The organism is Bradyrhizobium sp. LM2.9 (assembly GCF_054056555.1).
Map to the genome: position 1 here is coordinate 2,902,754 of NZ_JBSRYJ010000002.1, position 23,632 is coordinate 2,926,385.

A 23,632-nucleotide genomic window follows, 5' to 3' on the forward strand; every position below is an offset into this window, starting at 1 on the left:
CCAAACCGGCATAAACCATGCTCCGGCCCGGTTCTGGCGGAGCGCGAGTGCGGTGCCTAATCTGATGGCGGGTCCAGGCGTAGGAGAGTTTCGGTGCTGGATATATTGAAGGGTCGGGGTTCGAACGGCGAGAAGGTCGGCCTCGGCAGCATCCGCCGGCCGGTCATTGGCCTAGCCCTCGGCGGCGGCGCCGCGCGCGGCTTCGCCCATATCGGGATCCTGAGGACCCTCTTGGCCAATGGCATCGTGCCTGACGTGGTGGTCGGTACCTCGATCGGCGCGGTGGTCGGCGGCCTCCATGCGGCCGGCCGGCTCGATACGCTGGAGGAGTGGGGGCGCAGTCTGCAAGGTATGCGCAACATCCTCGGCTATCTCGACATCCGCCTCAACGGCTCCGGCCTGATCGGCGGCGAGAAGCTTGCAACGCGACTTGAGGAGGCGGTCGGCCAGACCCTGATCGAAGACCTTCCGATCAAATTCGCGAGCGTCGCGACCGAGGTCCGCACCGGCCACGAAATCTGGCTGACGCGCGGCCGCGTGGTCGACGCGATGCGTGCCTCCTATGCGCTGCCCGGCATCTTCTCTCCGGTCCTGATCGGGGATCGCTGGCTGGTCGACGGCGCATTGGTGAACCCGGTGCCGGTCTCGGCCGCCCGCGCGCTCGGCGCCGAAATCGTCATCGCTGCAAATCTTTCCAGCGACATCTTCACCTATTCGACGACGGTCTATTCGCACGGCGCGATGCCTGAACCGGTCGTTCCTGCGGCCGAAGAGACGACGTCAAAGCGGCGCTTCCCGAGATTCTTCTCGCCCGAAAAAACGGTGAAGCGCGAATTCTTCGGCGGCGGCAGCGCCCGGCCCGGCCTCTCTTCGGTGATGGTCGATGCCTTCAACATCATGCAGGACCGCATCACCCGCGCCCGCCTCGCCGGCGATCCGCCCGATATGCTGATCACACCGCGGGTCGGCCATTTCGGCTGGTTCGACTTCCACCGCTCCGAGGACCTCATCGCCCTGGGCACCCGCGCCGCCGAGCGAGCGATGGAGTCCATCCAAGAGGCAATCCACGAGCTGGCGCCGACGCCCGAGAGCACCGCGCCCAAAGCCGACCAGCAGGACTGATCAGGCCGTCTTGATGTAATCGCGCAAGGCTTCCTGCTCGGACTCGTATTCCTGCACCCGGCGCTTGACGATGTCGCCGATCGAGATCAGGCCCACCACCTTGCCGCTGTCGATCACGGGCAGATGCCGGAACTTGCCGGTGGTCATCACCTCCATGAGCTCGGCGACCGTGTCGGTCTCCTTGCAGGTGACGACCTTGCGGGTCATGACCTGAGAAACCGGCTCTTCGAGCGCGCCGGCGCCGCGCTCGCCGATCACCCGCACGATGTCACGCTCCGACAGGATGCCTTCGAGCCGGCTCTGGTTCATCACCAGCACCGCGCCGATCTTCTTCTCACCGAGCAGCTTGACCGCGGCCGCCAGCTTCGCGTCCGGCTCGACGCTCATGACCTGGTGGCCCTTGTTGTTGAGAATCGAACGTACCGTCATTGTCGCCTCCCTGAATCCGAACCGCCCGCTTTTCGCGGTTGGACTTGTTCATCGAGCCTTCAACCAACAGACTTGGAGTCTTCAACTAACAGTCTTGAACTAACAGTCCTGAACTAAACAGGCTTGGCGCCGGTTTCACCCTCAGGCGCTTGTCGAAGCATTGCCTCTACGGGCTTGTCGCTTCGGAACATTCTTCACGAGAATGATGGATGAATTCGGGCGGCGCCGCAAGCGCCGCTTCAAATACGGTCTGAAATGTCCTGTGATGACGCATCCGCAGCATCGCTTCGCACGCGCGGCACGGGATCGAACAGAGTGAACAGCAACAGGCCGGCAAGGAAGCCGCCGATATGCGCCTGCCAGGCAACGCTCGTGGTCTCGCTATCGACGCCGATCGCGCCGACACCGAAGACGATGTTGACGCCGAACCACACCGCGAGGAAACCGAGCACCCGCCCGTCGCGCAGCGCGCGCGATAGCGGCAGCGCCGGAACTCTCGCGGCGGTATCGGCATCCGATCGGCTGAACGACAGGAAGCTGCCGCGAACGAAGGCGAAGCGGATCGCCGCCGCCATCGCGCCCGACACCGAAGCCGAAGCGCCGATCATCGGCGCCACCGCGTGCTCATGGGTGACGAGATGGGCGAGCGCGCCGGCCGCCGCCGTCGCCGCGAGGAACAGGAAGAACCTGATGGTGCCAAAGCGCCGCGCCAGCGCGCTCCCGAACGGCAACAGCCACAGCACATTGAAGCCGAGATGGGGGAGATTGGCGTGCAGCAGCGAATAGGTGACGAAGCTCCAGACTTTTGCGCCGGCGCCGCCCGGAATCTCCAAATTAAGCAGCGAGGAATCGTAGCGCTTGGGGATGAAGCCGAAGACGTCGATGGTCCAGTTCTCCAGTTCCGGCGGCAGCAGCACGCGCAGATGGATCACCGCCAGCAGAATGATGTAGGCGGTCAGCGCCACGGGCAGCGTCAGGATCGGCTCGCGCGGAGCCTCCTCATTGACGGCCGGCACGTCCATCGAAGCATCATGCAACGAAGGATCTTGCGGCGGGGGATCTTGCGGGGAATCCAAGGCAGCTTCGCTTTCAGGCGCGATCGGAGCGACAGGCTTAACGACAGGCCTTGGAGATAGTCGCCTTTGCCCGCCCTGCGCAAGTGCACAAAAGGAAAAGGCAGGGCCCTGGGAAAGCCCTGCCTGTCCGTGTCGGACTTCCGGTACCCAGAGAGACAGGGGTATCCCCACCCCTCCCCGCGGCCGGTGACCAAACTGTTTGACGCCTGTGTACAGGCCTCGCCGAGAACCTGGAGAAAAGCGGCGAGGCTTGCGACTGCGGTCACCATAGCAGCGGGGCGGCGGACGGAAAGCGCATAGTTAATTTAACGTTAACGACGCAAAGGCAGCGCCAGGGAGGCCGAAAACGCCTCCACGGCATGGACGGTGCAAATCCCCTCCTGCACAACAACACAGGGATCGCGGCTGCACTGAAGCGGGACAGGATTGTCCCGCGAGGTTGCGCCCGGGATAAGCGTTCAGTCATGAAACATCCGTCGAACCGCGAGTTCTTCGCGTATTGGGACAAGAAGCGCGGCACCGAGCGGGCCCCTGACCGGGCCGATATCGATCCGGCTGCCGTGCGTGGCCTGCTCGGCGACATCTTCGTGCTGTCCTGCGAGCCCAGTCTCGGCTTTCCGTTCCGCGTCGCCGGCACGCGCGTCTGCGCGCTCGCAGGATGCGACCTCAAGGACGCGAGCTTTGCAGCGCTGTTCAACGAGGCCAGCCGCCGCGAGATCGAGGAGATCACGACCGTTGTCGCCGACGAGAGCCTCGGCGCGATCGCCGGTATCACCGCCACGCGTGAGGACGGCAGCAAGGCGCATCTCGAGCTGTTGCTGCTCCCGTTCAACGCCCGCCCGCATACGCCGGTAAGCGTGACAGGCGTGCTTGCGCCATTCGACGACGAATGCGGCGCGCTTGGCCCGTTCACCCTCACCTCCTGGCGTTATCTGCACCAGCCGGAGAAGCTCTTGCCGCGCGCGATCCGCAAGCTGCAGATCGCACGCGGCCTGATGGTCTATGAGGGGCTGAGGTAGGAGTGACCCTCGTCTCAGGGCGCGCAGCGTTTGCAAGCCGCCCGATCTTCATTGCAGTCAGACGCGCCGGCCCCCCGGCGCGCAGGCTCGCGATCCGTGATTGGAACCTTATCTGTTGAAGTGCGTTTATCCGCTCGCCGTCGCTGGTGTCTGCGCGGCAACGCGGCTCGGTCGGAGGCGATGCGTTTGCTAGCCGCCGGGCCTCCGTCGAGGGGCGATTCCCGTGATGGAGCACGCGACCAGAGTTGGTAATCGCCTGTTAGCTGCGTTACCGCCGGCCGACTTCGCTTTGCTTGCACCGCATTTGCGGAAAGTACCGCTCCAGCACGATGCAGTCCTGGTCGGGTCGGGCGACCGCATCGAACATCTCTACTTCCCCTGCAGCGGCGCGATCGCCCTCATCATGGAGTTGCCGAACGGACAAACGGCCGCAACCGCAGTGATCGGCAACGACGGCGCCGTCGGACTCATGACGGCGCTCGGGCCCGTCCGATCCCCCCTGACCGCGGTTGTCCGCGTGGCCGGGACCGCACTGCAGATCTCGCCCGCGCGATTTCACGCGATGCTCGAACGCAGTCCCGCCGTCGCAAGCGCGGTTCAGATTGTCACCAGGGCGTTGATGACGCAATTCCTGCACGTCGCGGCCTGCAATGCGCTGCACTCGGTCGAAGCGCGCCTCGCCCGCTGGCTGCTGCACATTCACGATCGGACGGATGGCGGTGATGTCCTGCCCTTGACCCAGGAGACGTTGTCGGAATTGCTCGGCGTCCGCCGTACCACGGTCACGCACGTCGTGAGTGCACTTCGAACATCAAGGGCGATCAAATCCAATCGACGCGGCCAACTCGAGATCGACAGGCAACGGCTCGAGGTCGTCGCATGCGAGTGCTACAAGGTGATGAGCCGCAGGATCGATCGGATCGTTTCGCAGGATGCGTTAAGGCTCCTTCACGCCGCGCCGGCGCGGGACGGTTGCCTACCTCCGGACTTCCCATTCGCCAAGACCGACTCGTAAACCCAGGCCTCCCTGGCGAACCACTCGTGCGTCGCCGCGCACATCCGGCAATAGGTACGCGAAAAGAACACAGTACTGCAGCGAAACCTTTCGCCATCCATCTCGATGCCTGTCGGAATTGCGCTCCCCGTTTCCGGGCACTTGATCATCACCATACCCATCCTGATTTCCCTCCAGCTTGGCATCACCTCACGGCAAGGCTGGCCGCCATCGGCTGGACGGCGTCTCTTCTCGCGAAGACGCTCGTCCAGCCGATCCACGTGGCCAGTAGCTTCGATTCAAGCAGCCCTATGCAGAACCCGGTTGAAGCTGTTCTTGATCGGCTCGGCCGCCTCGGTCGCGACCTTCTGGGCCAGATCCCAAAGCTCCCGATTCTGGGCGGAAGCCGCTTCAAAGGTCTTGCGACCGTGAGCGGTGGAGAGGTTCACGAGGTCCGCAAACGACTTCGCGTCTGCAAGCTGGGAGAGGAATTCCAGCGCGGAGCTGGTATTGTTGTTGGATATTTCAATGACCTTGGTGCCGTAGTCGGCGGCACGCCTGGCATTGGTCGAACAGGCATCGCGGAGAGCTTCGGTGATCTCCTCGGAAGTCGCCTTCATCTGCTCGAAATTTGCCTTGGCCCGCGTGGCGGTCGGCGCGGCGAGATCGCCGAAGATCGCCTGGATGTTGAAAAACGGTATGTCGAATTTGAAGTTTGCATTTCCGTTCGCCGTCCCATTCAGCGGAGCGGCATTCGTTTCGGCTTTCACATTGGCATCACTCACGGGCATTCATCCTTTCAAGCGAAACTAGATAATGGATTGAAGACTCCCCGACGCGCCCAGGTGCGTACTGCACCGGGACACCAGTGCTCTACTTTCACGATGGTGGGATGCTGCTGCGGATATGCAGCTCTTGCCCCCTGCCGGAGGCAACTATGACCGACGAAGGTCGAAGCTTCGGTTCGCTTTCGGACTCTCAATTTGAATTAGTTCGACTCGTGTGATGCTGCGGCGCAATCAAAATTCCGCATCTTTGAAGTTGCTGCTGTTGCATGCGCCAACCTGAGATCAGCGCCGGCGAGCTATTAAGAGGCTCGATCCCGGAGCCGTTTGAGCCGGAATGTTCTGCCGCTTGCGCAACCGGCAGGTCGACCTGCAACGGTCCCTGTGCGATAAATTGGCCGGTCACACGCGGGCTGATGGGTGTATCAGGGGGCTGCGGTAGTTCTCGTTTCGACGTGAGCGAGCGCCGCGATCTCGATGCAGCCTCTCACCTGGACGAAACGACCATGTCCGACATCATTAATTTCGGCTCGCTTCAGCTCCGCTTCCTGCAGAGCAAGGATGACACTGGCGGCAGCGTCGATATTTTCGAAATGACGTTGCAGCCGAATGCACGGATGCCGATCCCGCATTATCACGACCGCTGGGACGAAACGATCTACGGGCTGTCCGGCGTCTCGACCTGGACGATCGATGGCAAGCAGAACGATCTCGGCCCCGGAGAATCCGTCTTCATCAAGCGCGGCATCGTGCACGGCTTTACCAACCGCTCGACCGGGCCGGCGACATGCCTGTGCATCCTGAGCCCCGGGGTGCTGGGCACGCAATATTTCACGGAAATGGCCGCGCTCCTGTCGGCAGGCGCGCCACCCGACCCCGCGAAGATGAAAGAGACGATGCTGCGCTATGGACTGGTGCCGGCGCCGGGCTGCGTGAGCCAAGCTCGCCGCCCAGCGGAAATGGCCGGTCCCGCGCTAGCGATCCATCACGGCCGGCGACGCGGCGAATGCGGTGGGAATCATCGCGAGCGATATTGCGAGCGTGAGCGCGAGGCGGATCGAGGACGTCATGGTATCTCCTGTCATGCAATGGGCTTGCAAGGGGTAGGACGCCGCGCGAGCCGTGGTATTCCTGAGATGACGGCAAAGATATTTTTCGCTGCGTGCCTCGTCGCATCGGAATAAATTGGGATGATTGAGACGGAACGACGGATCGACATGAGCAAGCCGCATTGGCGTCCCGCGCGCGCGTCCGACCTGCCGGCGATCAGCGCGATCGCAGCGCGCATCCACCCCGATCTGCCTGAACGCCCCGAGGTGTTCGCGGAAAAGATGCGGCTCTAACCCGATGGTTGCCGCGTGCTTGCCGCGGAGGACGAGATCGCCGGCTACGGACTCGCCCATCCCTGGAAGCAACACCGGATTCCGCCGCTCGACGGCTTCCTCGAACAACTGCCCGGCGATGCGGACTGCCTCTATGTGCATGACGTCGCGGTGCTGCCAGGCTTTCGCGGCGGCGTCGCGGGCGATTATGTCGCTGCGATCGAGCAGCTCGCGCGCGCGTCAGGGGTCGCGACGCTCGCGCTGGTGTCGGTCTACGCCACGCGGCCGCTGTGGGAACGCCTCGGCTTTCGGGCCGTCACGGCGAACGCGGAGCCGCGTGCAAAGCTCGCGTCCTACGGCGACAACGCGACCTACATGCTCCGCGATCTCGCTGCGACGTAATGCCCCTTCACGGTGCAGTCCCGCGGCAACATTCTTGCCGACGCCGGAACGCGGCCGTCAGTCTCGATGCTTCTTTTTCGTCTTCGGCTTCTTTCCGGGTGCGCTCTTCCCAGGCCACGAAGTGACCGAAGGCTCTGCGTGGCCCGGCTTGTTCTTCTTCTTTTTCTTTGCGAAGGAAGGAGCATCGTCGAATTTCGGTCCGCGCACTCGCCCTGCGCCTTGTCGTATGGCTTGCCGTGCGGTTTGCCGTGCGACTTGAACCCACCCGGCTCGCGCGGGCGATCGTCGCGACGTTCACGATGGTCGCTGTCGCCGCTCTCGCGCCGAGGCGCGTGGGGCCGCTCTTCCGAAGGCGCCTGCCGCTGCGGCGCATCCGCCATCGACTCGATGCGGATATTGTCTTCCTTGTCCGGACGCTTGATCTTGGCGGCGAAAGATTCCACGACCCGCTCGGAAATCTCGAACTCGGTCGTGGTGTCCATGATCTTGATAGCGCCGATGTCGTTCTTGTCTATGCCGCCGCGGCGGCAGATCATCGGCAACAGCCAGCGCGCTTCCGCATTCTTGCGTCGCCCGATGTTGGCCCGGAACCAGACGGTGGCCTCCCCCATGCCGTGACGCGGCGAGGATTTCCCCTTGGAGCGCGGCCCCGCAGGGCGATCATCGCCGCGCGAGGTGCGGACATCGTCGCGCGGTGCGCGGGCATCGTTGCGACCGCGATCGTCGCGCGGCCGGCTGCTTCGCTCGCCCGGATCCATGATGTCTTCGGGCGACGGCAGCCGCGCGCGATAGAGCCGTGCGAGCGACGCGGCGATCTCCTCAGCCGACCGCTCGGCCAGCAACGCCTGCGCCAGCGCCAGATCGTCGGCGGTCGTCTCCTCGGTGAACAACACGTCCTTCATGCGCTCGTGATCGAGCTTGCGGATCTCATCCGGTTGCGGCGCCGTCCCCCAGACCGCGTCGATCCCCGACACATTCAGCAGCATTTCCGCACGCCGCCGTCGCACGGGCGGCACCAGCAGGATACTCGTCCCCTTGCGACCGGCGCGGCCGGTACGGCCCGAGCGATGCTGCATAACTTCGGCGTCGTTGGGCAGGTCGGCATGAATGACAAGGTCGAGGCTCGGCAGATCGATGCCGCGGGCGGCGACGTCGGTCGCCACACAGACGCGCGAACGTCCGTCCCGCAGCGACTGCAGCGCCGTGGTTCGTTCGTTCTGCGTCAATTCACCTGACAGCGCGACCACCGAGAAGCCGCGCTCCAGCAGCGCCGCCTGCAAATGCCTGACGTGATCGCGCGTGCTGCAGAAGACCAGAGCGCTCGGCGCCTCGTAGAAGCGCAACACGTTGACGACCGCGTGCTCGGCATCGCCGGGCGCGATTCGGATCGCGCGGTACTCGATATCGGCGTGACCGCCTTCGTCGCCGGCGACCTCGATCCGGAAGGCCTGCTGCTGATACTGCTTCGCCAGCGCGACGATGCCGCGCGGGAACGTGGCCGAGAACATCAGGGTGCGGCGCGTGTCCGGCGTGGTCTTGAGGATGAACTCCATGTCCTCGCGAAAGCCGAGATTGAGCATCTCGTCGGCCTCGTCGAGAACGACCACCTTCAATTCGGAGATGTCGAGACGGTTGCGCCGCAGATGATCGCATAGCCGGCCGGGCGTACCGACGACGATGTGAGCGCCGGCCGCAAGCTCGCGCTGCTCGCGCCGCGGATCCATGCCGCCGACGCAGGAGACGACGCGCCCGCTCGCATGCTCGTACAGCCACGCCAGCTCGCGATGGACCTGCAAGGCAAGCTCACGGGTCGGCGCCACGATCAGGGCAAGCGGTGCACCCGCCCGCTCGAACCGCTCGGCGCCATCAAGCAGATCCTTGAACAGGTCCTTGGCCATGGCCAGCCCATAGGCCAGCGTCTTGCCGGAGCCGGTCTGGGCCGAAACCAGCAGGTCGCGGTCAGTGGCCTCGTCGGTGAGCACGGCGAGCTGAACGGGGGTCGGACGGTCGTAGTTGCGCTCGGCCAAAGCTCGGGCGAGCGGCGGACTCATGGTCGGAAAAGACACGGGATAAAACCTTGGTTGGTCCAGGCGCGGAACGTTGAGCCGCGCGACCTGAAGCTGCGTAGGCGGCAAATGGTCCAGCCGCACGCGTGGTGATTTGATTTGCACGCTCTTTACGCCAAGCGCGGGCAAATCACCATGCCTATGACGCATGGCTTTGGCGGCATCGAGAATAAGCTTACCGCTGGCGCCACCCACTACATCCAGCGTTTTCCGGCCGTTTTTCTGCATATAGCGAAATTTTGCGTCAAAGCCACCACCGCAGCGCGCAAGCTCGCATAGAGAGCGACGCGCCGGCCCTAATCCCGGGAGGTCACCAGCCTGCCGAAGCCGCCGACCAGCCTGACTCTTGCCCGCGCAACAGTGTCCTTCGCCGCGCGGCTCAAGGCGCGGAGGGCACGCCAGGCCTCGGTTGCGTGCAGCCATGCCCTCACCTCGGCGAACTTCCCATAACCCCAGGCGAAAGCCGGAATCCGCATCAGCTTGTCGCGCGTGAGATGGAACAGGCGCTCGACCAGCACTAGCTTGAGCAACTCGCCGACGATGAGAGTGGCCGCGGCGCACACGAACTGACCGGTTGCGGCGAGATAGGCCGCCACAGGCTTGATTGGCTCCAGAATGATCACGGGCACCGAAAACAAGGCGAGCGACGGATAAGGCGGCAGCGATCTGATCCCGGCGCGCAATCGCCTGAATTGGAAATGCCGCCCAATCCAGCGCGAGATTGGCCTCGCCAAGGCCATGAAGACCGCATCCACCAGGAAGTAGATGGCGGCCAGGATGTAAGTGACTGGTTTCAGGATTCGCTTCACGATACCTCTCTCGCGAATTGAAAGCCGGAACTAGGGCCTAAGTTTCACCTCGGCGTGAATAACTCGCGAATTTCCGATGGAACCTTTCGGGCGGCGGCCCGGCTCCCCGCATTTCAGATCTCCGCATAGACCTCCAAAAGATTGCCGTCGGGGTCGCGGAAGAACAGCGTCCGATGCCCAAACGACTGGTTCGTCGGCGGCGACAGCAGCGCAACGCCCTGCCGCACGAGTTCGTCAGCGCACGCATCGACCTCGGCCGCGGAGACCTTGAATGCCAGTTGCAGCGCGGCACTGCCCGCCGGTGTTGGCGCATCGGCCGCAGTCCGGCTCGGCTTCGCGAGAGCCAACGTGTTGCTGCCCAAGCCGTACTCGATCCAGTTCGGCGACAACTCACGCAGCAGCGGAAACGCGAGAACGTCTTCGTAGAAGCGGCGCATCGCGGCCATGTCGCGCACGAAGATGACGGTGTAGTCGATCGCGCGGATGGCGTGGAAGGGGGAGCGCGTGCGTTGGTCGGGTTCGGGTGTCTCGTCCATCGTCATGCCTTTCATTCCAAACGTCCGCACGCAGATCGTATGGAGCGTAGCGGAATATGAGGAGCCACAAGCGAGAATCCCGGCTTACGCTACAGCGCAATCCGGGCCCCGAATTTCTCACTCCACCAATTCCGGCCACGGCACGATGGTCGACTTCACCGTCTTCATCGCCATGGCGTCCCTGACCGCCTGCGCGACGCCTTCTTCCGTGAAGGGGTAGATCGTCTGCATCTTCAGCCAGGGATATTTGTCGCGGGTGCGATAGAGCATGTCGACGCCGAGCGGAAGATCATTACCGGTAAAGCCCCAGGATCCCAGTACGTTGAGGTCTTTGGTGCAGATGCGGTGCCAGGACGTCTCGATCGAGCCGGCGTCGGTGAACTGGCCCATCTCGACATAGGTGCCGCCGTCGCGCAGCATCTCGATGCCTTCGGGGCCGGCGGTCGGATGGCCCGAACAATCCATCACGAGATCGGCGCCGAAGCCCCCGACAATCTCGCGCACGCGCGCGATACGATCTTGCGGCGATTTGATCTCCTCGATGTTCACAGTCGCCTCCGCGCCGAATTCGCGCGCGAGCTTGAGCCGCGGCTCCTCCGGCGCACCGACGCAGATCACGCGCCCTGCTCCCATCTCCTTTGCGGCCGCGACGGCGAGAATGCCGATCGGACCCGAGCCCTGGATCACCACCGTGTCGCCCCAGGTGAAACCGCCGGCTCGGCCAGCGCGGTTGAAGGCGCGAATGCAGGAGGTCAGCGGCTCCGACAACGCGCCCAGCCGCAGCGACATGTCGTCTCGGGCAATTTGTAGATCTTGGTGCCCGGCAGCATGTCGAGATCGACATAGACATATTCGGCCCAGCCGCCCCACATGTGAGGCGCTTTGTCGAAGCCGAGATATCGGCCGTAATAGACCGGCGTCAGGCACTTGTTGGCTACTTGCGGATAATGGATGCAGTAATAGCAGCGGCCGCAGGGCATCAGCGGCGGGATCATCACTTTCGATCCCACCTTGAGCGGCTTGCTCATGAAGTCCTCGGTGAATTCTTCGCCGCATTCGACGATCACGCCGCCGATTTCATGACCGAGCGTGAACGGCCAAGGCAGCGGCTTCGGCCAATGTCCCTTCAGAATGTGCAGGTCCGTGCCGCAGACGCCGCACGCGCCGACCTTGATCAGCGCGGCCTTTTTGCCGACCTTTGGCCATGGCACGCTGCGGATGACAGGCTCGCTGCCCGGTCCCGCGTGGGTGCAGACGCGGATCTGTTCCATGGCTGTTTCCTCGCTGCCCGCTTTTGTTATGGTTGGTGGTGCGGGCTAACGGGAAGCGTATGTGAGATGCGCGGTTGTGCCAAGGTGCGGTCTCGTAGCCCGCATGAGCGAAGCGGAATGCGCGACCGGCGCTCCCGGATTTCACTGCGCTCCGTCCGGGCTACGGCGCCTGCCACATTCACCGCCGTCATCCTGAGGTGCGAACCTTGCGATGCATTTGCATCGCAAGGTGAAGCCTCGAAGGATGGGCCACAGGCGCTCGCGGCCTATCCTTCGAGGCGCGCAAGGGCGCGCACCTCAGGATGACGGTTGAGCTTGTGGCGGCAGCGCATGGCTGATCTCCAAGCACACCCAAGTAGCTTGAGCCCTTAAGTATCTTGAGCGCTTACCGGCGAACGTGTAAGGCCCCAAGAGTCCCACCCAGGTGCCCTCTTGAACCCCCTCCCCCAAAATCCTGTCGCTGCGTCCGGATCGTTCGCGGCGATGAAGTCGGTGCCGTACCGGCTCCAGTTCATGGCCTATGTGCTGGCGATGATGGCTGACAATATCGAGCATGTGATCAGCTATTGGGTGGTGTTCCAGAAATTCCATTCGCCGGCGCTGGCGGGCTTTGCCGTGCTGTCGCACTGGCTGCCGTTCCTGTTGTTCTCGGTCGCGGTCGGGGGTCTCGCCGACCGCTTCGATCCGCGCCGCATCATCCAGTGCGGCATGCTGCTGTTCATCGTGGCGTCGAGCGGATGGGGCTTCTTCTTCATCACCGATACGATCCAGATGTGGCACGCGATGCTGCTGCTGGTGGTCCATGGCTGCGCCGGCGTGCTGTGGCAGACGCCGAACCAGCTCCTGCTCTACGACCTCGTCGGCCCGGCGGATCTTCCGAGCGCGGTGCGGTTGAACGCGATGGCGCGCTATCTCGGCATTTTGGTCGGACCTGCCGTCGGCGGCATCATCATGCTCACGCTCGGCACCTCGCATGGCATCATCTTCAACACGCTGTTCTACTTGCCGATGCTGCTGTGGCTGTTCTGGGCGCCGGTGCGCGACAACAGCGTGGCCGTGCGGCGCTTCGCCGTGCGCGGCCTTGCCGACATCATGCTGACGATGCGCGCGATCGGCACGCAGCCGGTGCTCACGGCGATGACATGGCTGGCCGGCCTCACCTCCTTCATGATCGGCAATGCCTATCATGCCCAGATGCCGGGCTTTGCCGGCGATCTCGGCCACGGCGATCCCGGAATCTCTTACAGCGTGCTGCTCGCGGCCGATGCTGCCGGCGCGCTGCTCGCGGGCATCGCGCTGGAATCCTGGGGACGGCTCAAGGGCACGCCGCGCACCGCGATCATGCTCGCGATGCTGTGGAGCGTGGCGCTGCTCGGCTTCGCCTCGGTGCGGATCTATCCGATCGCGATCGTGCTGTTGTTCTTTGCAGGCTTCTTCGAGCTGTCGTTCAACACCATGGCGCAAGCGCTGGTGCAGTTGAACGCGCCGTCCGACATTCGCGGCCGCGTCGTCGGCCTCTACAACATGGCGGGGCTCGGGATGCGGGCGTTCAGCGGCATCACCGTCGGGCTATCAGGTGCGGCGATCGGCATTCACTGGTCGCTCGGGCTGTCGGCGGCGGTGCTGCTGGCGCTGCTGAGTCTCCTGTACCAGCGCGCGGTGAGGAAGGCAGCCGGTTGACTCCGGCCTCTCTCCACCGCACCCTCGACACAGGGCTGGGGAGATGAAGCGTTGCGCAATCGCTGGGGCACTCTTGCGATCCTGTTCGTCGTTCGCCTCACCATTGCGTTCCAGTTCCAGAGCGTGGCTGCCGTCGCGCCGCTGCTGCAACAGACTTTTGGCGTCGGGCTCGCCGATATCGGCATCCTGATCGGGCTCTATTTCACACCGGGCATCGTGCTGGCGCTGCCGGGCGGCGCGATCGGCCGGACCCTCGGCGACAAGCCCACGACGATCGTGGCACTGCTGCTGATGACGGCCGGCAGCCTCGTTATGGCCGCCACCGATGTCTGGGGCTGGCAGATGGCGGGCCGGCTCGCCTCCGGCGCCGGCGGCGTGCTGCTGACCGTGCAGCTCACCAAGATGGGCACCGACTGGTTTGCCGCTAAGGAGATCGCCACCGCGATGGCTATCTTCGTCAACTCCTGGCCGGCGGGCGTTGCGATCTCGCTGCTGGTGCTGCCGGCGATCGGCACCGCCTATGGCGCGGGCGCCGTGTTCCTCGTGGCCGGTGCGCTGACCGCGATCGGCATTGTGCTGATCACGTTTTATCAACCGCCGCCGGGAGCCACCGCCAGCGCAGCCGGCTTCGGGCGGCTTGATCCGCTTGCTCTCTTGGCGGTGATCGTCGCGGGCGCGATCTGGGGCCTCTATAATGTCGGCTTCGCCATGATCTTCTCGTTCGGCCCAACACTGCTCGCCGAGCGCGGCTGGAGCATTGCCGCGGCGGGATCGGCGATCAGCCTCGTGATGTGGCTGTCGGTGATCTCGGTACCGGCAGGCGGCTATCTCGCCGATCGCTTCAAGCGGCCGCTCGTGCTTGCGATCGCGGCCAGCCTCGTGGTGGCGGGGCTGCTGGCCTGGCTGACCCGATCCGACGCCGTGATCACGATCCTCCTCCTGATCGGCCTGATCGGCGGCCATCCGGCCGGCCCGATCATGAGCCTGACCGCTCGCGTGCTCGTGCCGGAAACGAGGGCGATCGGGATGGGCGTGTTCTACACTCTCTTCTATGCCGCGATGATGCTGGGACCGGCGGTGGCGGGCCGGCTTGCCAAATCGGCCGGGACCGCCGCGGTCGCGCTCGACCTCGGCGCACTGACGGTGCTGGCGTGCCCGCCGCTGATGTGGCTTTTCGAGCGCATTGTGTCTGTCCGTAATCGACGCGCCCAATCCTAACGCGGCATTAACCCTGTGCACCTTAGGGTCGTCCCGGACTCCGCCAGGCGGGGGGTCGGGTTGTGAAAATGGCGTTGGCGAACAAAAAATTTCTTCCGGCCGCCGAGGAACGTCGGCGTTTCCAGCCGGGTGAAGGTTCACCTGCTCGGCCGCTACATGCTGCCGGACCGCCGTGAATTCCCCTGCCAGGTGATCAACATGTCGCCGGGCGGGCTCGCACTGCTGGCCCCCGGCATCGGCAATGTCGGCGACCGCGTGGTCGCCTATCTCGACCATATCGGCCGCGTCGAGGGCAAGATCACCCGCATCATCGACAATGGCTTCGCCATGACAGTGGGTGCGACGCCGCGCAAGCGCGACAAGCTCGCCGCACAGCTCACCTGGCTCGCCAACCGCGACATCCTCAATCTGCCGGAAGACCGCCGCCACGACCGTATCGTGCCGCGCAACCCGATCGCGGTGCTGACGCTCGAGGACGGCACCAAGATGACCTGCCGCATCATCGACCTCTCGCTGTCAGGCGCCGCCATTGCCGCCGAGAACCGGCCGCCGCTGAACTCGACGGTTCTGCTCGGCCGGGTGCAGGGCCGCGTGGTCCGAAACCTCGAAGATGGCTTCGCGCTCGAGTTCATGCATTCGCAGCCGATCGAGACACTCGAAGAGAGCGTTACCGCGCGGTAAAGCGCGAAGGCGCCAAAACCCCTGTATTTCAAGCCCTGAAGGCGGCCTCCGCGATGCGGACGCCGCCTTTTTCATGGGTCGTGACGAGCCTCGCGCGGGTTAACGCGAGGGCTGCGGGCGCGTGCAAACAACGGTTCCGTCAGCGTTTCCGCGTTAATCGATAAAATTTGAATCAATTGTAGTCATATCGACTTTTATTCGATTTTGATTCAAGTATAGATCGAATTCGCCGCGCCTTTTACTTGTATTCGTCTCGACTTTACTTGGCCGATTTAGCGGCAACTCAAAAGCTGCGTGCGCAATGTGGTCCCAACAAGAAACGGGGCCGCAATGTTTGATTTCAGGGGACAGGGGAAGGGAATGGCGCTGGCCGCCATGCTCTTCGGAATGAGCGCGGCAGCGCAGGCCGGCGAAGGCCGTCTGCTCTACGCAAGCCTCGGCGACACCACGCGTTCGCCGATCGGCTGGGTCGAATTCTGTGCGGATAATGCCGCTCAGTGCCAGGGCGCGCCGACGCAACCGCGCGACATCGTGATGTCGCAGGCCGCATGGCGCGACCTCGTCAAGGTCAATCGCTGGGTCAACGAGACCGTCAAGCCTTTGACCGACCAGGAGCACTGGGGCGTGATCGAGAAGTGGTCGCTGCCGTCGGACGGTTACGGCGACTGTGAAGACTACGTGCTGTTGAAGCGCAAGATGTTGATCGATGCCGGATGGCCGCGCGAGGCCCTGCTCGTCACCGTCGTGCGCGACAAGAAGGGTGAAGGACACGCGGTGCTGACGGTGAAGACCGACAAGGGCGAGTTCGTTCTCGACAATCAGAACGAGAACGTCGTTGCCTGGACGGAGACCGGCTACCGCTTCGTCAAGCGACAGTCGCAGAGCGATCCCAACGTCTGGGTTTCGCTGGGCGATACCAGGCCGGCGGTCTCCACCGCCAGCGCAAGAGACCAGTAAGAACGAGACAAGGAGTTACGCGACCCGGTCACATCCCCACCCCTCCCCGTCCCAGACCGGTTCGCGCGCGGCCAGCCATCCCCCAATGGCTGGCCGCAACTTTTTTTGGGGATGTCGTTTCGTTCAATCCTGCTGCGTCTGCCGCGACCAGGGCACGCGCGCGGCGGTGAAATCGCGCCACGTGCTTTGCAGGGCGGGCTGCACCCCGACCGACGCACGCGCCTGCCAGCCCGCGATCGCCGCCACGGCGGTGGCGCTGTCAGGCTCGGCACCGAGCCCTTCGAGCAATGACGCCGTGACCGCCATGTCATTGAAGGCGCCGAGCTGCTCTTGCAAGCCGGCGAGCCCGCGCGAGAATTTTCGCGCGGATTTGCGGTCCTCGTAGAGCGGCAGCAGGAACTCGCTGAGATAGCGCAGCCGCTTGGTCGCGAGCCGCACCCGGTGCAGATCTTCCGCCGCAAGCGACTTGAAGCGGCGGCCGCGCTTGAGCAGCTTCGCATGTTGCTCCGACAGAATGCGCTGCGCGAAGTTGACGGCGGGCTCGGCGAGCCGGCCGGGGTCTTCGGCGGCGACGTCGTTGCGCCAGCCCCGCGTCTCGATCCAGTTTCCGAGGCCGATCAGGAACGCGGTGCAGCGGCGATCGTCAAGCGCGTGATGCGCCTTGCGATAGGCGTCGGACCGACGCGCGGCCGCAACCCGGCCCAGTGCATCGAAGCCTGCGACCGACGGACAGGCCTTTGCGATCGTCGGCAAGGTCTCGAGCCGGAACACGTCCCAGTCACGCGCGGCGGAGAGGTCTTGCGCCAGCCATCTGGCTTCCGACCGCAGCGCATCGAGATTGCTGAGCGCGCCGACCGATCGCATCAGGTCCAGTGCCGATCGAAGCCTGCGCAGCGAGACGCGAAGCTGATGCACCCCTTCCGGATTGCGACCGTCCTCGGCCGCGGGCAGCGATTGAAGCAAATGGAGGAAGCAGGAGCGCAGGATCGTCGCGAACGCCTCGTCGAGCGTGACCGACGCATCGAGGCGAAGTTTTCGCGGACGTCGCGCCGAGGGCGGTTTGTCGGCGGCAAGATCGAAGCCGCGCGCCGATTTGGTGCGGACCGACGGCTTCACCGCCCCGTGCTCGGCAAGCCGCAATGCGATCTCGTAGATCGCGCTCGCGCTGCCGCTCTTCAACTCAAGTTCGATCTCGCTCACCGGTAACGTCCGGTCGCCGGCCGTGAGGACGCCCCGGTCAAACGCAATTTCGACCGTGCCGGACGGCAGGTCAACCATCCGCGCATGACGATGAACGTCGGCCGTGAACACCGCTTCGAGCGGCTGCGCTTCGAGATGGCTGCGAAGCTTCTCCGCAATGAAGGGCATCGCCAGAGCCAGGTCGGGTGCAAGCGACGACACCCTCGCCTCCCACTCGCCGCGGCGCAGTGGATCATCCACCGCATCGGTTTTCAGGGTTTGCACGAAGCGTGCGCCGCTCTGACGAACGCGCAAGCTCAAGCCGTTGCGACGCAGCGTCCGCTCCGGCGTGTCATAATAGACAGACTTGAGATGTTTGCGCGCGCCCTTGTTACGCGCGTTCGCCGCGATGACCGGCGTAGCGTTGAAATGCGCCATGCGATCGGCATCGACGAAAAGCTTGAGCTCGATTTCACCGGCGGGCCGCGCGGCGGCGTTCGACTGGGTTGGCCCGGGTGCGGGCGTCGCCTCTTGCGATGGCGTCTGGTCGATCACAGCGCCCTCGACGATCCCTTGTTCCGCGCCGGGCTCGTCCGGTTCACGCTGGCTGAAGAAGCCGGCGACGACTTGCATTCTCTTGTCGTCTTTCGAGACAGGATTCCCGTCCGGCGCGCTCGAAGTCTTGCGAGCCGGCTTAGCGTCTGATTGAGCATTCCCGGTGACATGACACTTCAATGACAGAGCGCCATTCTATAGCCGGTACCGTCCGCAAGGAATAGTCACGTTACGCCGCGGTGTGTGGCCGTCGACACGATGTCATGCGCAAATCGGGCAACGCCTGTCACAATCCGGGGTAACGATGCGAATTAAATTGCTGCACTGCGCGGGCGCGTCAGCGCGCCAGACTGTTCTTGTAGATCCTGCCGCCCTTCATGATCAGCACAAAATTCTTCGCGGGATCTTCGACGAGATTGATGTTGTCGAGCGGATTGCCGTCGACCAGCAAGAGATCGGCAAGCGCGCCCTCCTCCACCACGCCGAGCTTACCTGGGTAAGGATTGCGCAGGCCTGACAGGTTCAGCAGCTCCGCATTGGTCGACGTCGCCATCGCCAGCGCTTCGGCCGGTGTGTACCAGCGCGTCAGCGCGGCCAACATCGAGCCCTGCCTGTCCGCCAAGGCCTTCGAGAACAGCACGTCAGTGCCGAACGCGGTCTTGATGCCGTACTTCTTCACCAGCGCGTAGACGCGATCGGTGCCGGCAACCACCTGCCGCATCTTATCCTGCTCCGCTGGCCCCAACCCCGCCGCGGGCGGAGAGGTCGAGGAATGGCTGCGTGCTGAGCCAAATCCCCTTCTCCGCGATCAGCTTCGCGCTCGCCTCGTCCATGAGGTGACCGTGCTCGATGCATCTCACGCCGGCTGCGATCGAGCGCTGGATCGCGACCGGCGTGTAGGCGTGGGTGGCGACATAGGTGCCCCAATTGTCGGCGGCCTCGACGGCGGCGCGCAGCTCGGGCTCGGTGAAGGTGGAGACATCGAGCGGGCTGAAGGGCGACGCGACGCCGCCGCCCGCCGTGAGCTTGACCTGCGAAGCACCCTGCATGAGCTGCTCGCGCGCGCGCACGCGCACCTCGTCGGGACTGTCGGCGACCATGCTGCCGCCGATCCGCTCCATGCGGCTGAGCATGCCGCCGATGGTGCGCGGCAGATCGGAGAGCTGGCGGAAATCACCATGACCGCTGGTGATGGTGATGATGGCACCCGAGGGATAGATGCGGGGACCGGCGACAAGATCCTCGTCGATGGCCTGCTTGAGGCCGAAGCTCGGCCCGCCCATGTCGCGCACGGTGGTGAAGCCGCGCATCAGCGTCGCGGTCGCCTCGCTGGCCGCAAGCAGGTTGTTGTAGCCGATATCGCCTGCGAGCGCGGCCATCGGCGTCGGGCGCACCAGCATCGTGTGCCAATGCGCATCGATCAGCCCCGGCATCAGCACGCGGCCGCCGCCGTCGATCACCTGACCGGTGGCTGCGATGTCGGCAGTCGATATCTTCTCGATCTTCCTGTCCCTGACCAGAACATTGGACGCAACCGAGAGCGTCGCGTTCTTTCCGTCGAAAATCCTGACGTTACGGAACAGGACGGCAGCGTCCTGCTGGGCCGCCGCAGGCGACGCATTGCAGAGAAGCACTGCAAGCAGCATCGCGAGCCCGCCCCGCACTTTCAATCCCGGCATGATCTCCCGCTCCAGAACCCAACCGCGCGATGGTAGTTGATGCCTCGTGCCCCGTGGAGTCAATTTGCAACCATAGAGAGATTCTGCAATTCAGCCATCCGACTGCGGCAAAGGTGCACCGCGAACTTTACTCGGGAAGATCAGGAAACTGAGTAAGCGCGGCTGTCTCACATACATCGAACTCAAATCAAATGCAGACGCTGCAAAAGTCCACGATCAACGCCAGATTGCAATTTGCGCATTCGAGAGTACGATCGTGCCGGCCTGCTCGACTGGGGAGAGAAGTAACAGGGGCCGCGAGCGCAGGCGCGAAATGACGAGGCGCAACATGGTGGCACAAACAACTGACGGACACGTCATGCTGGTCAAGAAACTCGGCGGACTCCTCGCAATCATCATCGGATGTCTGCTGACGGGAATCGGCGTGACCTTCGAATACGGCGGCACGACGTTCGCCGGCGTTCTCTTCCTGATCCTCGGCGCGATCCTGCTCGTGCTGAAGATCATGAAGCGCAACGAAGGGTCTTCGCTGCCGTAGCCAAACGATGCGGTTCGTTAGGCGCCCAGCACGTCCGCGAGCCGCAACTCGTCGGCGGCGGGATCTTTCAGAAACAGCTCGGCCTCGATCTCGTTCAGATGCGACAACATCTGTGCGCGGGCGACCGCTCTGTCGCGTTTGCGGATCGCGGCGACGATGCCGGCGTGATGATCAGTGCCGCAGGCCGGCGTGTCGTGGCGGCGGTAGAGCAGGATGATGAGCGAGGAGCGCGCGATCAGCTCCTTCAGGAAACCGAGATAGATGCTGTGACCACTCATCTCGGCGACGAGGCGATGAAAGTCGCCGGAGAGCCGGACCGAGGCGCGCGCGTCGCCGCGCGATTCCGCCTCGCGTTCCTCGGCAAGATGCCGCTGGAGACGATCGATCCAGGCCGGTGACACCGCGTCAACGGCGTGATCGACGATCGTCGGCTCGATCAGGCGGCGCGCCTCGAACACTTCGCGGGCATCCGCAGGCGTCGGGCGTGCGACGAAGGCGCCGCGGTTCTTCTCGATGTTGACGATGCCCTCGTGCGCGAGCTGCTGGAGCGCGGTGCGAACCAGCGTGCGGCTTGATCCGTAGATCTCGCCGATCTCGTCCTCGCCGAGTTTCGTGCCCGGCAGCAGACGATGCTCGAGGATCGCCGCGGTCACGCCTTCCCGGATGCGGCTGACGCGATCGTTCGCATCTGGCGCGTCGGATTTCGGTCGGGACTTGGCGGCCATGGGTGTGAGGACTCGATCGGCAACGTTCGGCCTCGAATGGTAGTCGACGAGCTGTATCCAATCACAGGCGAAACTTTATACAATCCGCGCCTGTTTTGTGTGCACGCAATTGCGAAGGCAGCGAGCCGACCGGACGCACGAGATTCGATCTAACGATCTGACTCCGCTGCACTGTTTTGCAATTCGGCTTGCCCAGGACGATTCAAGCGCGCTTGGCACGGACCTTGCGGAGAGAGAGGCGAAGCATCGCCCTCTTCCCGGACACGCCATGGCCACTCCCGCCACTCTCGAACTGGTCGCCGTCACCAAGCGTTACGACACGACGCTGGCGGTCGACACCGTCAATCTGAAGATCCCGGCAGGCACCTATTGCTGCCTGCTCGGCCCCTCCGGCTGCGGCAAGACTTCGACCTTGCGCATGATCGCGGGCCACGAGGCGGTCAGCGAAGGCGACATCATCCTTGGCCCGCAAAACGTCACCGACCTCGAGCCCGCCAAGCGCGGTACGGCGATGATGTTCCAGTCGTACGCGCTGTTTCCGCACCTGACCGTGCTCGACAATGTTGCGTTTGCCCTGAAAATGCGCCGCGTCGACCGCGCTATCAGGCACAAGCGTGCCGGCGAACTGCTCGAGCTCGTCGCAATGAGCTCCTATGCCGGCCGACTGCCGGCCCAGCTCTCCGGCGGCCAGCAGCAGCGCGTGGCGCTCGCCCGCGCGCTGATCACCGAGCCGCAGATCCTCTTGCTCGACGAGCCGCTCTCCGCGCTCGATCCGTTCCTGCGGGTCAGGATGCGCGGCGAGCTGAAGCGGCTGCAGCGCGAGCTCGGCATCAGTTTCATCCAGGTCACCCACGGCCAGGAAGAGGCAATGGCGCTTGCCGACCACATCGTGGTGATGAACCAGGGCAAGATCGAGCAGCAGGGCTCGGCCCGCGACATCTTCCATCACCCCAGCACCGAATTCGTGGCGCGCTTCATCGGTGGCCACAACGTCCTCAGCGACGCCGGCAAACTCATTGCCGTGCGCGCCGATCAACTCGGCATCACGCCGTTTGTTGAGGGTGCGTTCGGCGCACCGGCGCTGCTGACCCAGACCGAGTACCAGGGCTCATATGTCGCCGTCTCGCTTACGCTCGACGACGGCACTGCCTTGTTCGCCCACGTTCCCGAGACCGTGTTCGACGCCCGCCCCTTGCGTCCGGGCGATCGCGTGCTGGTCACCTGGGATCCCGCCAAGGCGCAACGCCTGCAATAGCGTCCATCGATCGAAAAAATACGCAACAGAGGAGTGACTGGTATGACCGAGACGACCAAAAAGACCGGCGTCAGCCGCCGCACGGTATTGAAGAGCACCGCTGGTCTCGCCGGCCTTGCCGCCGGCTCCGGCGCAATCACCGGCTTCCCCTACGTGATGTCGGCCGAGCCGAAGGTGCTGCGCTATCTCGGCACCGCCGTGAACGAGGGCGACGACATCTCCAAGCAGTGCCTGAAGGACACCGGCATCAAGATCGAATACATCACCGCGACCACCGACGACGTCACCAAGCGCGTGATGACCCAGCCGAACTCCTTCGACGTGCTGGACACCGAATATTTCTCGCTGAAGAAGATCGTGCCGTCCGGCAACATCCTTGCCCTCGATTCCGGGAAGATCAAGGAATTCGACAACATCACGCCCGTCTTCACCAAGGGCCAGACGCCCGGCGGCAAGAAGATCGGCGGCCAGGGCACCGCGCCCTGGAAGGTGCTGTATCTCGAAGGCAAGGACTCCAAGAAGTTCGCGACGTCGGCGACCGAATTCGTCACGCTGATTCCGACCGTCTACAACGCCGACACGCTCGGCGTCCGTCCCGACTTGATCAAGCGGCCGATCAGCTCGTGGGCCGAGCTGCTCAACCCGGAGTTCAAGGGCAAGGCCTCGATCCTCAACATCCCCTCGATTGGCATCATGGATGCCGCGATGGTCGTGGAAGCCTCCGGCAAGTACAAATATGCCGACAAGGGCAACATGACCAAGGAAGAGATCGATCTCACCATGAAGGTGATGATCGAAGCCAAGAAGGCCGGCCAGTTCCGCGCGTTCTGGAAGGACTTCAACGAGAGCGTCAACCTGATGGCGTCGGGCGAAACCGTGATCCAGTCGATGTGGTCGCCGGCGGTGACGAAGGTGCGCTCGATGGGGATCGCCTGCACCTTCCAGCCGCTTAAGGAAGGCTATCGTTCCTGGGCTTCCGGCTTCTGCGTCTCCAAGGGCGTGTCGGGCGCCAAGCTCGAATGGGCCTACGAGTTCGTCAACTGGTTCCTGGCCGGCTATGCCGGCGCCTATCTCAACCGCCAGGGCTATTACTCCGCCGTGCTCTCCACCGCGAAAGCGCATATGGAGTCCTACGAGTGGGCCTACTGGATGGAAGGCAAGGCAGCCGAGAAGGACATCAAGGCACCCGACGGCTCGCTGCTCGAAAAGGCCGGCGCCGTGCGCGACGGCGGCTCCTACGAGGACCGCATGGGCGGCGTCGCCTGCTGGAACGCGGTGATGGACGAGAACGACTACATGGTCCGCAAGTGGAACGAGTTCATCGCGGCGTAATC

General features: G+C 63.9%; 18 protein-coding genes and 5 pseudogenes. 13 read left to right on the forward strand and 10 right to left on the reverse strand.

All coding sequences use genetic code 11. The features are described from left to right. The first annotated feature begins 93 nt into the window (after positions 1 to 93). Positions 94 to 1,122 carry a patatin-like phospholipase family protein gene (locus ACVWW3_RS15685; protein WP_456649419.1) on the forward strand — a complete coding sequence of 343 codons (1,029 nt, stop codon included), beginning with the start codon at positions 94 to 96 and terminating at the stop codon, positions 1,120 to 1,122. On the opposite strand, the gene ACVWW3_RS15690 is transcribed toward ACVWW3_RS15685, so the two are convergent. Together ACVWW3_RS15690 and ACVWW3_RS15695 are read right to left on the reverse strand one after the other, a co-directional pair. Continuing rightward, positions 1,123 to 1,551 (reverse strand): CBS domain-containing protein, encoded by a 429-nt coding sequence (locus ACVWW3_RS15690; protein ID WP_247443311.1) that lies wholly within the window; start codon positions 1,549 to 1,551, stop codon positions 1,123 to 1,125. Between the two features lie 239 nt (positions 1,552 to 1,790). Further along, on the reverse strand, positions 1,791 to 2,627 hold the full coding sequence (locus ACVWW3_RS15695; protein ID WP_456649418.1) for a rhomboid family intramembrane serine protease: 837 nt from the start codon (positions 2,625 to 2,627) through the stop codon (positions 1,791 to 1,793). A 464-nt stretch (positions 2,628 to 3,091) separates the two neighbouring features. Here ACVWW3_RS15695 and ACVWW3_RS15700 point away from each other — a divergent pair, with 464 nt between their 5' ends. Then, complete coding sequence (locus ACVWW3_RS15700; RefSeq protein WP_354046464.1) at positions 3,092 to 3,646, forward strand: PAS domain-containing protein; 555 nt, start codon at positions 3,092 to 3,094, stop codon at positions 3,644 to 3,646. A 223-nt stretch (positions 3,647 to 3,869) separates the two neighbouring features. Next, positions 3,870 to 4,661, forward strand: coding sequence for a Crp/Fnr family transcriptional regulator (locus tag ACVWW3_RS15705; protein ID WP_456649417.1), 792 nt, complete (start codon positions 3,870 to 3,872; stop codon positions 4,659 to 4,661). A gap of 278 nt (positions 4,662 to 4,939) precedes the next feature. Here the strand turns inward: ACVWW3_RS15705 and ACVWW3_RS15710 are convergent, their stop codons facing one another. After that, positions 4,940 to 5,431: a phasin gene (locus tag ACVWW3_RS15710; protein ID WP_247443306.1), complete on the reverse strand. Its 492-nt coding sequence runs from the start codon at positions 5,429 to 5,431 to the stop codon at positions 4,940 to 4,942. Between the two features lie 500 nt (positions 5,432 to 5,931). Between ACVWW3_RS15710 and ACVWW3_RS15715 the strand changes: the two genes are divergently transcribed. Both ACVWW3_RS15715 and ACVWW3_RS15720 read left to right on the forward strand, forming a co-directional pair. Next, complete coding sequence (locus tag ACVWW3_RS15715) at positions 5,932 to 6,609, forward strand: cupin domain-containing protein (RefSeq protein WP_456672016.1); 678 nt, start codon at positions 5,932 to 5,934, stop codon at positions 6,607 to 6,609. A gap of 33 nt (positions 6,610 to 6,642) precedes the next feature. Beyond that, positions 6,643 to 7,149, forward strand: a pseudogene (locus ACVWW3_RS15720) (GNAT family N-acetyltransferase). A gap of 57 nt (positions 7,150 to 7,206) precedes the next feature. On the opposite strand, the pseudogene ACVWW3_RS15725 reads toward ACVWW3_RS15720, so the two are convergent. Continuing rightward, positions 7,207 to 9,200 (reverse strand): annotated as a pseudogene (locus tag ACVWW3_RS15725) (DEAD/DEAH box helicase). Positions 9,201 to 9,314: 114 nt separating this feature from the next. Here ACVWW3_RS15725 and ACVWW3_RS15730 point away from each other — a divergent pair. Then, entirely contained in the window at positions 9,315 to 9,494 is a 180-nt protein-coding gene (locus tag ACVWW3_RS15730) for a hypothetical protein (RefSeq protein WP_456649416.1), read from the forward strand. A gap of 17 nt (positions 9,495 to 9,511) precedes the next feature. Here ACVWW3_RS15730 and ACVWW3_RS15735 read toward each other — a convergent pair whose 3' ends face one another. The 3 genes and pseudogenes from ACVWW3_RS15735 to ACVWW3_RS15745 form a co-directional block, all read right to left on the reverse strand. Beyond that, a complete protein-coding gene (locus ACVWW3_RS15735; protein ID WP_456649415.1) occupies positions 9,512 to 10,024 on the reverse strand; it encodes a hypothetical protein in 513 nt (170 codons plus the stop codon). A gap of 113 nt (positions 10,025 to 10,137) precedes the next feature. Then, on the reverse strand, positions 10,138 to 10,566 hold the full coding sequence (locus ACVWW3_RS15740; RefSeq protein ID WP_456649820.1) for a VOC family protein: 429 nt from the start codon (positions 10,564 to 10,566) through the stop codon (positions 10,138 to 10,140). 111 nt (positions 10,567 to 10,677) lie between these two features. Further along, positions 10,678 to 11,831, reverse strand: a pseudogene (locus ACVWW3_RS15745) (zinc-binding dehydrogenase). A gap of 432 nt (positions 11,832 to 12,263) precedes the next feature. Here ACVWW3_RS15745 and ACVWW3_RS15750 point away from each other — a divergent pair. The 4 genes and pseudogenes from ACVWW3_RS15750 (at position 12,264) to ACVWW3_RS15765 (ending at position 16,367) form a co-directional block, all read left to right on the forward strand. After that, positions 12,264 to 13,511 carry an MFS transporter gene (locus ACVWW3_RS15750; protein WP_456649414.1) on the forward strand — a complete coding sequence of 416 codons (1,248 nt, stop codon included), beginning with the start codon at positions 12,264 to 12,266 and terminating at the stop codon, positions 13,509 to 13,511. 51 nt (positions 13,512 to 13,562) lie between these two features. Beyond that, a complete protein-coding gene (locus tag ACVWW3_RS15755; RefSeq protein WP_456649413.1) occupies positions 13,563 to 14,729 on the forward strand; it encodes an MFS transporter in 1,167 nt (388 codons plus the stop codon). A gap of 68 nt (positions 14,730 to 14,797) precedes the next feature. After that, positions 14,798 to 15,410: pseudogene (locus ACVWW3_RS15760) on the forward strand (PilZ domain-containing protein). Between the two features lie 330 nt (positions 15,411 to 15,740). After that, positions 15,741 to 16,367 (forward strand): transglutaminase-like cysteine peptidase, encoded by a 627-nt coding sequence (locus tag ACVWW3_RS15765; protein ID WP_456649412.1) that lies wholly within the window; start codon positions 15,741 to 15,743, stop codon positions 16,365 to 16,367. A 123-nt stretch (positions 16,368 to 16,490) separates the two neighbouring features. Here ACVWW3_RS15765 and ACVWW3_RS15770 read toward each other — a convergent pair whose 3' ends face one another. After that, on the reverse strand, positions 16,491 to 18,179 hold the full coding sequence (locus tag ACVWW3_RS15770; RefSeq protein WP_456649411.1) for a CYTH and CHAD domain-containing protein: 1,689 nt from the start codon (positions 18,177 to 18,179) through the stop codon (positions 16,491 to 16,493). 259 nt (positions 18,180 to 18,438) lie between these two features. Beyond that, positions 18,439 to 19,747 (reverse strand): annotated as a pseudogene (locus ACVWW3_RS15775) (amidohydrolase family protein). A gap of 361 nt (positions 19,748 to 20,108) precedes the next feature. On the opposite strand from ACVWW3_RS15775, the gene ACVWW3_RS15780 reads away from it, so the two are divergent. Continuing rightward, entirely contained in the window at positions 20,109 to 20,318 is a 210-nt protein-coding gene (locus tag ACVWW3_RS15780; protein ID WP_247338804.1) for a hypothetical protein, read from the forward strand. Between the two features lie 17 nt (positions 20,319 to 20,335). Here the strand turns inward: ACVWW3_RS15780 and ACVWW3_RS15785 are convergent, their stop codons facing one another. Continuing rightward, positions 20,336 to 21,043: a GntR family transcriptional regulator gene (locus ACVWW3_RS15785; RefSeq protein WP_456649409.1), complete on the reverse strand. Its 708-nt coding sequence runs from the start codon at positions 21,041 to 21,043 to the stop codon at positions 20,336 to 20,338. A 268-nt stretch (positions 21,044 to 21,311) separates the two neighbouring features. On the opposite strand from ACVWW3_RS15785, the gene ACVWW3_RS15790 reads away from it, so the two are divergent. Then, positions 21,312 to 22,298, forward strand: a complete 987-nt coding sequence (locus ACVWW3_RS15790; protein ID WP_456649408.1) for an ABC transporter ATP-binding protein — start codon at positions 21,312 to 21,314, stop codon at positions 22,296 to 22,298. A gap of 42 nt (positions 22,299 to 22,340) precedes the next feature. Beyond that, a complete protein-coding gene (locus tag ACVWW3_RS15795) occupies positions 22,341 to 23,630 on the forward strand; it encodes an ABC transporter substrate-binding protein (protein ID WP_456649407.1) in 1,290 nt (429 codons plus the stop codon). The last annotated feature ends 2 nt before the right edge of the window (positions 23,631 to 23,632 follow it).